Origin of the sequence: Undibacterium sp. TC9W, assembly GCF_049339865.1 — a bacterium.
Taxonomy (GTDB): domain Bacteria; phylum Pseudomonadota; class Gammaproteobacteria; order Burkholderiales; family Burkholderiaceae_D; genus Undibacterium.
The window spans coordinates 34,630-49,220 of record NZ_JBMPPJ010000010.1 but is presented as its reverse complement, the minus strand read 5'-3'; the positions used below and the strand labels follow the sequence as shown (position 1 = coordinate 49,220).

Sequence of the window (14,591 nt, the reverse complement as noted above, 5' to 3'; positions counted from 1 at the left end):
CGCTGAACACAAATTGTGCAAACGCACGTAACTGTTATGTTCTGGCTACCAATACGGTTGGATGAAATTAAACTGGCTGTATATGTCATTACTGCATATGCTTATTTAGCATTTCAGCATATTTTTACCACTTGGTAAATTGTTTTCAGTGTCAAGGAGAAGCCCATGCTCAGCAAACAACAACTCAATTCCTACTGGATGCCTTTCACGGCCAACCGTGACTATAAAGAGGCGCCCCGCCTGGTGGCCTCTGCCTCTGGCATGTACTACCGTGACCAGAATGGCCGCGAGATACTCGACGGCACGGCAGGCCTGTGGTGCGTGCCGCTGGGACATTCCCACCCGACAGTGGTGAAAGCGGTACAGGAGTCGGTAGCGACCCTGGATTACGCGCCCGCCTTCCAGATCGGCCACCCGCAAGCGTTTGAGCTGGCAGAACAGTTGATAGACTACAGTGGCAACAGATTTGGCCAGGTGTTCTACACAAACTCTGGCTCAGAAGCTGTTGATACTGCCATGAAAATGGTGCTGGCTTACCACCGCAGCCGCGGCGAAGCCCAGCGTACTCGATTTATCAGCCGCGAACGTGGCTACCATGGGGTAGGTTTCGGCGGTATGTCGCTCGGCGGCTTGCCAGCCAACCGCAAACAGTTTGGCACCTTGCTGGCGGGCGTTGATTACCTGCCGCACACCCATAACCTGGAAAAAAATGCCTTTACCCGTGGCCTGCCAGAATACGGCACCCATCTGGCCGATGAACTTGAGCGAATTATTGCGTTGCATGACATCTCCACCATTGCTGCCGTCATCGTTGAACCGCTGGCGGGTTCTGCTGGCGTCATCCTGCCATCAAAAGGTTACCTGAAACGCCTGCGTGAACTGTGCGACAAACATGGCATCCTGCTGATATTTGATGAAGTCATCACTGGCTTTGGCCGCATGGCAACGCCGTTTGCATCTGACTTTTTTGATGTCACACCTGACCTGATGACCACAGCCAAGGGACTGACCAATGGTGTCGTGCCTATGGGGGCGGTATTCAGCCACCAAAAGATTTACGACTCACTGATGGCCGGCCCGGCAGGCATAGAACTGTTCCATGGTTACACCTATTCTGGCCACCCACTGGCGGTTGCAGCTGGCCTCGCATCGCTGAAAGTCTTCAAGGAAGAAAAGATACTGGAACATGCACAAAGCATGACGGCCTATTGGGAAGATGGCCTGCATTCCCTGAAAGGCTTGCCACACGTCATAGATTTGCGCAATGTCGGCCTGATCGGTGCAATAGAGCTGGAATCCATGCCAGGCAAAGTCGGTGCACGCGCCATGGCAGCCTACAAGAAAGCCTTTGCCGAAGGCGTACTGGTACGCACGACGGGCGACATCATCGCCATGTCACCTCCATTGATTTTGGAGAAAAAACACGTAGATCAGTTGTTCGGAAAATTGCATGACATTTTGAAACACCTCGACTAATCCGGCGGGCATCATGACCACATATCAAGTCAATCATTACATTAACGGCGAACTGCATCAAAGCGTGCAGCCACGCTTTGCCGATATCTATAATCCTGCACTAGGTTCGGTGCAGGGCCAGGTCGCACTGGGCAGCGAGCAGGACGTTAACCTGGCAGTTGCCGCAGCAGCGAAGGCTTTTCCTGCATGGTCAAACACACCAGCCTTGTCACGCGCCCGTGTGCTAATGGCTTACCTGAACCTGCTGCAACAGCACATCGATGAATTCGCCAATTTGCTGACCAAGGAACATGGCAAGACCCTGGCCGATGCCAAGGGTGAAGTCGCACGCGGCATAGAAGTGGTGGAATTTGCCATCGGCATCCCACAACTGTTGAAGGGTGAATACTCCGAGCAAATCGCCCGGGGCATTGATGCCTGCAGCATGCGTCAGCCGCTGGGTGTAGTCGCAGGTATCACGCCATTCAACTTTCCCGTCATGGTGCCGATGTGGATGTTCCCTATCGCTATCGCCTGCGGCAATACTTTTATTCTGAAACCGTCCGAGCGCGACCCATCTGCATCCTTGCTGCATGCAAAACTGCTCAAGCAGGCGGGTTTGCCTGATGGTGTATTCAATGTCGTGCAAGGTGATAAAACTGTTGTTGATGCACTGCTTGATCATCCAGAAGTACAGGCCATCAGCTTCGTAGGTTCGACACCAATTGCCCAGGCAATCTACGCACGCGGTTGCGCCAATGGCAAACGCGTGCAGGCACTCGGTGGCGCAAAAAATCACATGGTTGTCATGCCTGATGCTGATCTGGAAATGGCAGTCGATGCACTGATGGGTGCAGCTTATGGTTCTGCCGGTGAGCGCTGCATGGCGATCTCGGTCGCAGTCGCGGTTGGTTCTGCTGCTGATGCTCTGGTCGATGCGATGGCAGCGCGTGTCAAATCCCTCAAGATCAATAACGGCCTGGTGCCGGATGCTGAAATGGGCCCTGTCATCACTCACGCCGCCAAAGAGCGTATAGAAAGCCTGATCGGTGACGGTGTGGCAGAAGGCGCAAAACTCGTCGTCGATGGCCGCAACTTCAAAGTGCCAGGACATGAGCAAGGCTTCTTCTGCGGTGGCAGCCTGTTTGATCATGTGACACCAGAAATGACCGTCTATAAGCAAGAGATTTTTGGCCCGGTCCTGTGCGTAGTACGCGTACCGGATATGGAAGCAGCAGCAGACCTCATCAACAAACATGAATACGGCAATGGCGTTGCCGTATTCACCCGCGATGGCGGTACTGCACGTGAATTTGTGCGCATGATACAGGTTGGCATGGTCGGTGTGAATGTACCACTGCCTGTGCCCATGGCCTTCCATAGTTTTGGTGGCTGGAAGCGCAGCCTGTTTGGCGATCATCACATCTACGGCCCTGAAGGCGTACGCTTTTATACGCGTGTGAAAGCAGTCATGCAGCGCTGGCCAGACAGCATTTCCAAGGGGGCGGAATTCTCCTTCCCTCAAAATAAATAAACGCGGGACATACGAGAAAATCGCCCCAGCGGCGTTGCAGCTCCTAGCCGTACTAAAGTACTGTCTTCGTCGCTGCGCCTTGCTGGGACAATTTTTCGTAAGTCCTAAAGTAGTAAATTAGCTGTCACGAAAATTGCTTGTAAAAAGAATTCTCAAGATCGATTGGAGCCACCATGTTGGAAGCCCTTAAGCATTTACCCCAGGCAGAAGAAAGTCAGGAAGCGCTGCGTTCGCATTTCACTGATTTGAATCCGGCACTGAACAAGCGCCAGGCAGCGATAGAAAGTGACCGCTGCCTCTATTGTTACGACGCTCCCTGCACACGCATCTGCCCGTCAGAAATTGATGTGCCCAGCTTTATCCAGAATATTGCTGTCGGCAATATCAATGGCGCAGCCAAGGTCATCCTCGATCAAAACATACTCGGTGCAAGCTGCTCACGCGTTTGCCCGACCGAGATTTTGTGTGAGCATGCTTGCGTGCGCAATCATGATGCAGAAGGTGCACCGGTCAAGATCGGTCTGCTGCAACGCTTTGCACTCGACAATGCAAAGTTTGAACAGCATCCTTTCCAGCGCGCCGCCAGTACAGGTAAAAAAATCGCTATCGTTGGCGGTGGGCCAGCAGGTTTATCCTGTGCACACAGGCTGGCGACGCTGGGTCACGATGTCGTTATTTTTGAAGCAAAGCAAAAATCCGGTGGCCTCAATGAATACGGGATCGCCAAGTACAAACTGACAGAAGACAGTGCGCAGCGCGAGGTAGAATTCCTGCTGCAAATTGGCGGCATCACCGTCAAGCATGAACAGGTACTGGGGCAGAACCTGCACCTGGCAGATTTGCGCCGCGATTATGATGCCGTCTTCTTGGGTCTCGGTCTGGGTGCCAGCCGTCAGTTAGGCTTGACAGGTGAAGATGCCCCCGGCCTGATGGCAGCGGTAGATTACATCGCTGAACTGCGTCAGGCAGAAGACCTGACTAAGTTACCCGTACCCAAACAATGCGTGGTCATCGGTGCCGGTAATACCGCCATCGATATGGCAGTGCAAATCGCCCGGCTTGGTGCGGAGCAAGTCACGCTGGTGTACCGCCGTGGTGCAGAGCATATGTCTGCCACTCACCATGAACAGGACATCGCCAAAGCCAACCAGGTGCGCATCGTCACCTGGGCGCAACCGCAAGAAGTCTTGCGCGATGCAGAAGGCAAGGTCAGCGCCATGCGCTTTGCACGTACCAAAGAAGTGGGTGGAAAATTGCAAACCAGCGGCGCAACGATCGATATCCCCGCTCAAGCCGTCTTCAAGGCCATAGGTCAATGCATGGACAGTAGCAGCCTGTCAGACGGCCTGGCAAAAGACCTGCAAAAGCAGAATGACAAAATCCATGTGGATGCGCATTACCGCACCAGTGTATCCGGCATTTATGCAGGCGGCGATTGCATCGCTGACGGGCAGGACTTGACCGTACAGGCAGTCCAACATGGCAAGCTGGCAGCGCTGGCGATTGATAATGATTTGAAAGCGAAGGTGTAATATGGCTGACCTCTCGATTAACTTTGCCGGCATCAAGGCTCCTAATCCTTTCTGGCTGGCTTCTGCTCCACCGACCGACAAGGCCTATAACGTTATCCGCGCTTTTGAAGCAGGCTGGGGAGGCGTGGTCTGGAAAACCTTGGGTGAAGACCCACCACCGGTCAACGTTTCTTCGCGTTACTCTGCCCACTTTGGCAAGAACCGCGAAGTCATTGGCTTCAATAACATAGAATTGATCACCGACCGCAGCCTGGAAATCAATCTGCGCGAAATCACCCAGGTCAAAAAAGACTGGCCAGACCGCGCCATGATCGTGTCCCTGATGTACCCCTGCGAAGAAGAAAGCTGGGCACGCATCCTGCCACTGGTGGAAGCTACAGGCGCAGACGGCATAGAACTCAACTTCGGCTGCCCGCACGGCATGCCAGAACGCGGCATGGGTGCAGCCGTAGGCCAGGTGCCAGAATATGTGGAAATGATCACACGCTGGTGCAAAAAGTATTGCTCATTGCCCGTCATCGTCAAACTGACACCCAACATCACTGACGTGCGCGTACCAGCCCGTGCTGCCTTCAATGGCGGTGCAGATGCGGTATCCTTGATCAACACCATCAACTCCATCACGTCGATAGACCTCGACCAGATGATCGCCCGCCCCATCGTCGGCACCCAAAGCACGCACGGCGGTTACTGCGGCAGTGCGGTCAAGCCTATCGCCCTGAACATGGTGGCAGAAATCGCCCGTGACCCGGCCACCAAGGGCTTGCCTATCTCGGGCATAGGCGGCATAGGCAACTGGCGCGATGCAGCAGAATTTTTGGCGCTGGGTGCAGGCTCAGTGCAGGTCTGTACTGCCGCCATGTTGCACGGCTTCCGCATCGTCAAGGAAATGACAGACGGCCTGTCGCGCTGGATGGACGAAAAAGGCTATGAACGCATCAGTGATTTTGCCGGTAAGGCAGTCGCCAATACGACAGACTGGAAATACCTTGACATGAACTATGCCGTCATTGCCGAGATCGACCAGGACAAATGCATACAATGCGGCCGCTGCTACATCGCCTGCGAAGACACGTCTCACCAGTCGATTGCCCAGTTGATTGCAGACAACGGCACCCGCAAATACGAAGTCATCAAGGAAGAATGCGTAGGCTGCAACCTCTGCCAGATCACCTGCCCGGTAGAACAGTGCATCACCATGGTGCCTCAGGCAACTGGCAAGCCATATATGAACTGGACGCAGGACCCACGTAACCCGCGTGCGGTGTTGAAATAATTGCTTGTACTTGCAGAATAGTGGGCGTATAAATTCTGTTTGGAGTCAAGACGAAGACCATTAACCACAGAGGCACAGAGACATAGAGGAAACAAGGAGATAAACAAAGAAATTCTCTTGCCGTTCTCTGTGGTGTAGCAAGGAATTCGAGTGGCATGCCACTCGCTTGCGAAACGAAGGCTTCTTGCAAGAAGCCTTTCCACCCTCTGTGCCTCTGTGTTGAGAGGTCTCTACCAATTCCATTCATGGAATAAAGCTTGCTAAGAACATAGGCATAATTGAGCGTTTCACATTCGACACCTGGAGAAGAGTATATGCAGACACAAAGCGGGCAACTTTGGAATGAGGATTTAGCACCTACTTCAGCAGCCCAGCGTACCTGGCGCTGGTATCACTTTGCCGCTTTGTGGGTGGGTATGGTCATGTGTATCCCAGCCTATACCCTGGCAGCCAGCCTCATTGAAGGTGGCATGTCGGGTTATCAGGCAGTAGTGACCGTGTTTATTGCCAATGCCATCGTGCTCGTCCCCATGTTGCTGATAGGCCATGCCGGTGCCAAATATGGCATCCCCTATGCGGTGCTGGCGCGAACTTCGTTTGGCGTGCGCGGTGCCCGTTTGCCTGCCCTGATGCGTGCCATCGTCGCCTGTGGCTGGTATGGCATACAAACCTGGTTTGGCGGACAAATGATTTATACCCTGGGTGGGGTATTGATTGGTCATCCTCTCGGCGGTGACAATATTGCCGGTCTCGGCATTAATGCTGCACAACTGGTGTGCTTCCTGATTTTCTGGGCCATACAATTCTGGTACATCTTCCACGGCATGGATTCGATACGCAAGCTGGAAACTTATACCGCTCCACTTAAAATTATCATCTGTTTCGTCTTGCTGGGTTGGGTCTATAACAAGGCTGGCGGCTTTGGCCCCATCCTCGATCAGCCATCCCAATTTGTTGAAGGTGGAAAAAAAGCCGGTCAATTCTGGAGTACCTTCTGGCCTTCATTGACAGCCATGGTCGGCTTCTGGGCTACTCTGGCGTTGAACATCCCTGACTTTACCCGCTTTGCCAAATCGCAAAAAGATCAGATCCTCGGCCAGACCATAGGCTTGCCAGCCCCCATGGGCTTGCTGGCACTGCTGGCCGTGATCGTCACCTCTGCCACAGTTGTCTTGTACGGCAAAGCCCTGTGGGACCCGGTAGACCTCGCAAGCCGCATGACGGGCATTGCCGTCCTGATCGCCTTGCTGGTCTTGCTGATAGACACGGTATCCGTCAACCTGGCCGCTAACCTCGTCGGCCCGGCTTATGATTTCTCGGCACTGAACCCCAAGCTCATTTCATATAAAACAGGTGGCTATATCACCGCATCCATTGCCCTGATCATGATGCCGTGGAAGATTTTGGAATCTACCCAAGGTTATATCTTCACCTGGCTGATCGGCTATTCCGCCTTGCTAGGCCCCATAGCCGGTATTTTGATTATCGATTATTACTTCATTCGCAAGACAGAAATTGATGTGAACGCCCTGTATCTGGATGAAGGCAAGTACAGCTATAAAAATGGCTGGAACATGGCTGCCGTGATCGCCTTTGTGATCGGCGTCTTGCCGAATATTCCGGGTTTTTTGAATGCGGCTTTTCCTGCCAGCTTCCCGGCTATTCCAGAAGTATTAAAAACCATCTACACCTACGCCTGGTTCGTCGGCCTTGCCTTGTCCGGTGTGGTGTATATGGGTTTGATGAGTGGTAAGAAGGTTTGAATGTGCAAAATCATCGAGTTAGGTTGCAAGAACGTAGGTTGGGCCGGGCCCCGCTGGGCTACGCTTCACCAGCCCAACACTCGGCTTTTAAGAACGTATACGTTATTTCAAGCCCAGTGTTGGGCAGATAAAGCGATGCCCAACCTACGAGAAGCAACCTCCCTGATCTCGTACACCCAATGAATTAATGAAGGAACTGCCATGAGCATACTGATACGCGGCGGCACTGTCGTCAACGCAGACCGCGAATTTAAAGCCGATGTACTTTGCGACAACGGCAAGATCATCGCCGTCGGCGACAATCTCGACGCACCTGCGGGTGCTGAAGTCATTGACGCCGGCGGCCTCTACGTCATGCCCGGTGGCATAGACCCGCACACGCACATGCAATTGCCCTTCATGGGTACGGTCACGCAAGATGATTTTTTTACTGGCACGGCGGCTGGCCTGGCGGGCGGCACCACCAGCATTATCGATTTCGTCATCCCTAACCCGCAACAAAGCCTGATGGAAGCCTTCAACACCTGGCGCGGCTGGGCAGAAAAATCTGCTGGAGATTACTCCTTCCACGTCGCCGTCACCTGGTGGGATGACACCGTTCACGCTGACATGGGCAAGCTTGTCAACGAACATGGCGTTAACAGCTTCAAGCACTTCATGGCCTATAAAAATGCCATCATGGCTGATGATGAGATCCTGGTAAAAAGCTTTTCCCGCGCACTGGAGCTTGGTGCAATACCTACCGTGCATGCAGAAAACGGTGAGCTAGTCTATGTCCTGCAGCAAGAGCTCATGAAAAAAGGCATGACAGGCCCGCAGTCGCACCCCCTGTCACGCCCGCCCATGGTAGAAGGCGAAGCCGCTCAGCGCGCCATCGCCATTGCCAACGTGCTTAACACGCCGCTCTACATCGTCCACGTATCCTGTCAGGAATCGCTGGACGCCATCACCCGCGCCCGTGCCCACGGCCAGCGCGTGTTTGGTGAAGTGCTGGCAGGCCACCTCGTCATTGATGACAGCGTCTACAAGAACCCTGATTTTGCACAATCGGCAGGCCATGTCATGAGCCCGCCTTTCCGCAGCAGCCATCATCAAGAGGCGCTGTGGCAAGGCCTACAAGGCGGCAACCTGCATGCCACGGCGACTGACCACTGTACCTTCTGCGCCGCCCAAAAAGCCGCAGGCAAGGATGATTTCACCAAGATACCAAACGGATGCGGCGGCGTAGAAGAACGCATGATGGTCTTGTGGGATGCAGGCGTGAATACTGGCCGCCTGACGCCGTCAGAATTCGTCAAAGTCACCTCCGCCAACTGCGCACAGATTTTCAATATCTACCCGCGCAAAGGCGTGATTGCCGAAGGTGCAGACGCCGACATCGTTCTGTGGGATGTCAATGGCACCAAGACACTGTCAGCCAAAACGCAATTCTCCAAAGGCGACTTCAATGTCTTTGAAGGCCGCACCGTCAAGGGCATACCAACGCACACCATCAGCGGTGGCAAGCTGGTATTTAAAGAAGGTGATTTAAGGGCCGAGATGGGAGCAGGGCGTTATATCAAACGTCCATCCTTCTCGCCCATGTTTCAAGCGCTGAACAAAATGCGCACGTAAAAAATAAGATCAGGAGTAATACAAATGTCTACCGCAAACTTACGTATCAATGGAGACCGCCTCTGGGCTTCATTGATGGAACTGGCACAAATCGGTGCCACACAAAAAGGTGGCGTCAAACGCCTGGCCCTGACTGATCTCGACAAACAAGGCCGCGACCTCGTCGTCTCCTGGGCCAAACAGGCTGGCCTCGCCGTCACCATAGACCAGATAGGCAATGTCTTCATGCGCAGGGCAGGCAAGAACCCGGGACTGCCACCCATCATGTCCGGCAGCCATATCGACACCCAGCCCACCGGCGGCAAGTTCGACGGCAACTACGGCGTGCTGGCCGCGCTCGAAGTCGTGCGCACCCTCAACGACCACAACATAGAAACAGAAGCGCCAATCGAAGTCGCCTTCTGGACCAATGAAGAAGGCTCGCGCTTCGTCCCCGTCATGATGGGCTCAGGCGTATTCTGCGGCGCATTCTCGCTGGAGACAGCATACGCCGCCAAAGACACAGACGGCAAAACCGTAGGTGATGAGCTTGAACGCATAGGCTACAAAGGTACAGAAGTACCAGGCCAGCACCCCATAGGTGCCTACTTCGAAACCCACATAGAACAAGGCCCGGTACTCGAAGATGCTAACAAGGTCATCGGCGTCGTTCCCGGCGTGCTTGGCCTCTCATGGTATGACTGCGTCGTCACCGGCATGGAAGCCCACGCAGGCCCTACACCCATGGCCCTGCGCAAAGACGCGCTGCAAATCTCCACCAAAATCATGCAGGAAGTCGTCAATATCGGCAACCGTTATCCGCCCTATGGCCGTGGCACGGTAGGCATGGTGCAAGTATTCCCCAACAGCCGCAACGTCATTCCCGGCGAAGTCAAATTCAGCATAGACCTGCGCAATGTGTCCTCAGAACTGCTCGACACCATGCACAATGAAATCCTCGCCTTCGTCGATAAAACCAGCAAGGACAGCGGCCTGAACATCAGCGTAGAGCGCGTCTCCTACTACCCCCCATGCCCCTTCCACCCAGACTGCGTCAACGCCGTACGCGAAGCCACAGCCACCCTGGGCTACAGCACCATGGACGTAGTCTCAGGCGCAGGCCACGACGCCATCTACACCGCCAGACTGGCCCCCTCAGGCATGATCTTCGTGCCCTGCAAGGATGGCATCAGCCACAATGAAATTGAAGATGCGAAATCAGAACACCTGGAGGCGGGGTGCAATGTGTTGTTGCATGCGATGTTGGGGAGGGCTGGGGGAGGGCAATAAGCCGTACAAACCGATTTTGCCCGAAGTAGATGCCCGTGAAAAATTCAGAATATAGTAAAATTTTTTCTGAATGGCCAGGGGGATCTATTATCCGGTTCCTATACTTTTTCGAGCTAGGGGTACGTTTTATAAAAATGTCTTAAGTTTTGTTTGAAAAGCTTACTTCGCGCTATTTCATTTTCAACGGAGTTAGCCCTGACTCTTTAAGCGATGGCGGTTCGACCGCTTTTGCCAGCAAACGACTTGATGGCGAAATTGGCATGTTTAACAAGGCATTGTTTTCGTCCATTTTACTCACTTTTCCCGACGGAATTTTTGGTGAGCACATAGCTGTTGCCAAAGCGTTGGCATCGGCTATTTCTTCTGTAGGTGCGTCACGTTTTTTCATGGAGTTAATTACTGTATCCCACTGACCTGCATATTTATCCAATTCTTTGGCATTCAATGGTCTCTGACGTTCAACTGATAAGGCTTCCACTCCGGATTTAAATTTGGTGCTTTGCTCTGACTTGTTGATGTTATCGAATAGTTTTGTCTTGTCCCTGTCGTAAACCTGAATATGCACATGATTTTCTGCCTGCTTTTGTTCAATAGCCAGCAAAGTTTTTGGTAAATTCTCAAAGGCAGTTTTCTCTATCTTCGGAGGAACCCATCGAGGCGCGTTTTCTTGCTTGCCATCTTCGAATCGTTTAAGCACACCTAAGTGACTGACTTCGGGTTGTACTGCTAAAACGCGCACTATAATCTGGTAGCCCGCATTCTGTAGCATATCGATTTGCTTTTCTGTTCCTTTGGTATTGCCCAATGTACTGTCGAGAACAATATTTCTTTTTTTCTCTATCGCAGATTCAAGCAATGACCTTCCCCAGGCACCTGCATCAGGTTGCGTAAGGTCTGCGGCGATTCTCTCAGTTTTGGAGTCGCTTTGCCAGGACTGATATGAAGGATGAAATTCTCTTAGCTTGTCTATATCAATTTGCACTGTCTTTTCTGGTGCAAGCTCTGCCATGGTTTGTCGCGCCAAGCTACCTTTGCCAGCGCCTGGTTGACCACCTAAAAAAACAGCGGTTAATTGCTCATTATTTTCCAAGGGCCGGGTGGTTGCCAACATTTGAGTTTCTATGGCCTGCCTAAATATCTTGTCATGCAGCTCCGGAGACAGTTTTCCATCGATATCCATCATGTATTCCTAGATTTCAAAAATGTTGCTCTCTCAAGTTGCTCATCCTTTAATTGTGCTGAGTATGTTGTAATTATCTGGTTTACTTCTTCAAGATTCATGACGTACAAATTTTTCCTAAGCTGCAGGAACTTGCTTTGCTCGTCAAGTAAGCGGCTCAATGCACCGTCGTCAGGTATCGCCTTGACATGCTCATCTCCCATCCATGCTGATCGCAAGCTGATCAGCCCACCTAAAATATCCTCTGCACGCTCAGTTTGCTGATTAAGAATTTCTTCATTTTGATCACTCATTTTTTACCTTTTCGATTTCATTTATGTCGTTGAATGTTGATAATTTTAATTAAACTAAATCCATAGTATGTATGGAAATTGCAACTTTATCCCGAATCTGCAAAGGCACTGGAATTAACTCTATCTTTGAAAAGTTCCTACGTCCCAGGACTCTACCACTCCGACTGCTCTAATGCCGTGCGCGAAGTCATCGCCACGATAGGCCCTAACAGCAAGGATGTAGTTTTCAGCGCAGGCCACGCCCATATTTATAATGCTAGATCGGTTCCATCTGGCAAGATCTTTATAACCTACGAGGATTGTATTAGTTATAATGAAATTGAAGATGTAAAATCTGCGCATCTGGATGCATGGCAATGTGTTGTTGCATGCTGTGCTGGGGGGGGAGGTTTATCAAACCCATTTAGGAACGGCTATAAATGCCCATTGTTTTTGCTGGAATTTGTTGTGCTTTTATTTCGGTTAACAGCGGGCATTTTTTGTTCAGTTCCGCAATCAAATAGGCTCTGCCTGCACGACAGAACCCAGTACAGTGGTGCCTTGGAATCAGCACTCTCTTTCACGATGCTCAACTTCAACGCCATCATTGACTACAGTGTACTTTGAAATCAAACCCATGGTCTTGTTTGTCGCTTTGAGTCCTGTATATTCAAGCGCGCTCAGGATGCCAAAAAATGAGGCTCCAAAATCATCCGCACCATGATCTTGTCCCTCAATATGGATAGTCAGCTCTTCGTTATTTCCTGCAATTTCCATTTCAACTTCGTTGTCTGTGGCCGTATTCACGAAGAGTTCTACTGCGCCTTTTTTGAAGCCCACTGCGTAGTCTGAGTAGTCGCTAAAGCAGGACTTGATAATTTCTATGGTTTTTTTTGATTCGATATTGGCTTGAGCAAGTACTTCGGGTATTTTTGAATACTCTTGTTTGTTGAGAATGGGGACAAGGCTATTCAACACTTGGACCGTGTTTGACGAAGGTGCATGCAAGGTAGCGTGGAATCGAAACTCTTCTGACATGTTATTTCCTTTGGTGATGAAAAGATGTGATGGGTTTATCGCGGAGAGCAGATGAAGTGAAGTGAACTGCTGCGTCCGTCTACGTAGAAATTTCTTCGCAACAATATTGAAATTAGATTAATGTAATAATTTGATGGAGTCAAATTTTTCTGCCCGGTTATGTTTTTAACGCATATCCTTGGAGAGGATTCAAGTAATCTTTAGCGTCAATCACATGCGTTGTGATAAATCAAAAAATCTCTTCGGAAGGAACTGTCACCATGAATGTGGAAGCTGAAAAACTACCAGACGTATTTGAAGAGGTGATCACTGATATCAACAGAATAAAATACCTGTTGAGGGAATATTTGACGCGTCCTTCAATATGCGTTCGGGCAAGAGACGAAAAATTTGCTCAGTTGTATTCTGATCCTTTCGGACATGTGTGGGGCATGGTGATTCCAGAATCAGAGCTTGAGATATTCCAGCTACCTTACTTGAAACGGTGCAGGAGTTACCTTGTCGGTGATGATAATCTCGAAGTCAAGCAACCTATTATTTAAATTCTTTGAATTCTTTTAATTCATAAAATATGTACAAACTGTTCAAGCTTGAGGATTGTTTTGAGATTAAAGGAAAAGGCCTGGCACTGGCAGGTATTGCTGAAGACAAGGAATTGCCTCTTCCTGCAAAAAATAGCCTCATTTTCGCGAAAAGACAAAATTCAGATTTTCTTCCGCTTACGCTTCTCGATGCAGAATATATGCGTAATTGCTGGTCGCTCCATAAGCCTCGAAATATGGTCTTGCTTGTTGCGATTGATGAAGTTACACGGGACTTGGAAAGTGGCGTTGAGATTTGGTGTAACTAAAGTCAATATAGGAATTATCTTCGCATTCTCATTCTGTTCTTTCAGAGCCGTGCAGGAAGATCGTAAGGATTGATTTTTCCGTCCTGCGATGGTGTCGTTAATTTTAGAAAATTAATATTCTCAAGGATGAGCAGTGCCAACACGCGTGAAGACTGTTGTAATGATCGTTTCATTAGGGCGTTTTTGGCCCGGCTTGGCTGGGCCCAGATAACGATCCATTTCAGCCCTATCGTGGGCGACGATAAATTCCAGGCGGTTTTCACTTACTTTTATTCGCTTAACAGACAGCATTCCTACTTGTATCGCAACGTTGGATTCAAGAACTTTTTGTTCTATATGTTCGCCATCTACCCAGCGATAAGTACCTGATGACTTTACCTTTGATCCATTAAGTACCCAGGTATTGTCTGCAAAGAATTCACCTGTGGCTTTTATACCAGTACTTTCTATCGGTACTTTTTTTTGAGGTGTGACGCGACCATCATCAGTTTGAATTTGATGGCTGTGCACCCATTTTCCTACCAGTAATTGCTCCTGAGGTGTCTTGCAAAATCCTACCGAAGGATAGAAATTGCCAAAAAAAATAATGCTGGCGATGGCTGCAAGTCGTTTAGTTATGAGCATGGTAAATTTTAAGATGTTTTGTTCGATTTAAATTGCTTCGCAAACTGTATCAAATAAATGCTCTCACATCTACCGTGATGGAATTGCAGTGAGGGTAGGCGAATTCCAATTGCTGACAGAGGGCGTCAGCACCACTAAATCATGGCATTGCCGTAAAATGACAAGCCTGGTTGTGGCGCACGCA

Annotated in this window: 13 protein-coding genes; 9 read left to right on the top strand and 4 right to left on the bottom strand. The window is 50.6% G+C overall.

Annotated elements, in window-relative coordinates; genetic code table 11:
- The first annotated feature begins 165 nt into the window (after window positions 1–165).
- From ACO0LN_RS15740 to ACO0LN_RS15710, 7 genes are all read left to right on the top strand, one after another.
- Window positions 166–1,476, top strand: a complete 1,311-nt coding sequence (locus ACO0LN_RS15740; protein ID WP_422975361.1) for an aspartate aminotransferase family protein — start codon at window positions 166–168, stop codon at window positions 1,474–1,476.
- A 13-nt stretch (window positions 1,477–1,489) separates the two neighbouring features.
- Window positions 1,490–2,989, top strand: a complete 1,500-nt coding sequence (locus tag ACO0LN_RS15735; RefSeq protein WP_422975359.1) for a CoA-acylating methylmalonate-semialdehyde dehydrogenase — start codon at window positions 1,490–1,492, stop codon at window positions 2,987–2,989.
- Between the two features lie 173 nt (window positions 2,990–3,162).
- Window positions 3,163–4,521, top strand: a complete 1,359-nt coding sequence (locus ACO0LN_RS15730) for an NAD(P)-dependent oxidoreductase (RefSeq protein WP_422975357.1) — start codon at window positions 3,163–3,165, stop codon at window positions 4,519–4,521.
- Between the two features lies 1 nt (window position 4,522).
- Window positions 4,523–5,797: an NAD-dependent dihydropyrimidine dehydrogenase subunit PreA gene (preA, locus tag ACO0LN_RS15725; RefSeq protein ID WP_110255749.1), complete on the top strand. Its 1,275-nt coding sequence runs from the start codon at window positions 4,523–4,525 to the stop codon at window positions 5,795–5,797.
- A 314-nt stretch (window positions 5,798–6,111) separates the two neighbouring features.
- The gene (locus tag ACO0LN_RS15720; protein WP_422975355.1) at window positions 6,112–7,560 is read left to right on the top strand and encodes an NCS1 family nucleobase:cation symporter-1; all 1,449 of its coding nucleotides are present in this window, start codon (window positions 6,112–6,114) and stop codon (window positions 7,558–7,560) included.
- A 201-nt stretch (window positions 7,561–7,761) separates the two neighbouring features.
- Complete coding sequence (gene hydA, locus ACO0LN_RS15715; protein WP_422975353.1) at window positions 7,762–9,174, top strand: dihydropyrimidinase; 1,413 nt, start codon at window positions 7,762–7,764, stop codon at window positions 9,172–9,174.
- A 24-nt stretch (window positions 9,175–9,198) separates the two neighbouring features.
- Window positions 9,199–10,443, top strand: coding sequence for a Zn-dependent hydrolase (locus tag ACO0LN_RS15710; RefSeq protein WP_422975351.1), 1,245 nt, complete (start codon window positions 9,199–9,201; stop codon window positions 10,441–10,443).
- A 169-nt stretch (window positions 10,444–10,612) separates the two neighbouring features.
- Here the strand turns inward: ACO0LN_RS15710 and ACO0LN_RS15705 are convergent, their stop codons facing one another.
- From ACO0LN_RS15705 to ACO0LN_RS15695, 3 genes are all read right to left on the bottom strand, one after another.
- Window positions 10,613–11,623, bottom strand: coding sequence for a zeta toxin family protein (locus ACO0LN_RS15705; protein ID WP_422975349.1), 1,011 nt, complete (start codon window positions 11,621–11,623; stop codon window positions 10,613–10,615).
- Window positions 11,623–11,916 carry a hypothetical protein gene (locus tag ACO0LN_RS15700; RefSeq protein ID WP_422975347.1) on the bottom strand — a complete coding sequence of 98 codons (294 nt, stop codon included), beginning with the start codon at window positions 11,914–11,916 and terminating at the stop codon, window positions 11,623–11,625. Before ACO0LN_RS15700 ends, ACO0LN_RS15705 begins: the two co-directional genes overlap by 1 nt.
- Window positions 11,917–12,462: 546 nt before the next feature.
- On the bottom strand, window positions 12,463–12,933 hold the full coding sequence (locus ACO0LN_RS15695) for a hypothetical protein (protein ID WP_422975345.1): 471 nt from the start codon (window positions 12,931–12,933) through the stop codon (window positions 12,463–12,465).
- A 260-nt stretch (window positions 12,934–13,193) separates the two neighbouring features.
- Between ACO0LN_RS15695 and ACO0LN_RS15690 the strand changes: the two genes are divergently transcribed.
- Together ACO0LN_RS15690 and ACO0LN_RS15685 are read left to right on the top strand one after the other, a co-directional pair.
- Window positions 13,194–13,475, top strand: coding sequence for a hypothetical protein (locus tag ACO0LN_RS15690; protein WP_422975343.1), 282 nt, complete (start codon window positions 13,194–13,196; stop codon window positions 13,473–13,475).
- Window positions 13,476–13,504: 29 nt separating this feature from the next.
- Window positions 13,505–13,783, top strand: a complete 279-nt coding sequence (locus ACO0LN_RS15685) for a hypothetical protein (RefSeq protein ID WP_422975341.1) — start codon at window positions 13,505–13,507, stop codon at window positions 13,781–13,783.
- Between the two features lie 120 nt (window positions 13,784–13,903).
- Here ACO0LN_RS15685 and ACO0LN_RS15680 read toward each other — a convergent pair whose 3' ends face one another.
- The gene (locus ACO0LN_RS15680; RefSeq protein ID WP_422975339.1) at window positions 13,904–14,407 is read right to left on the bottom strand and encodes a hypothetical protein; all 504 of its coding nucleotides are present in this window, start codon (window positions 14,405–14,407) and stop codon (window positions 13,904–13,906) included.
- Window positions 14,408–14,591 lie beyond the last annotated feature (184 nt).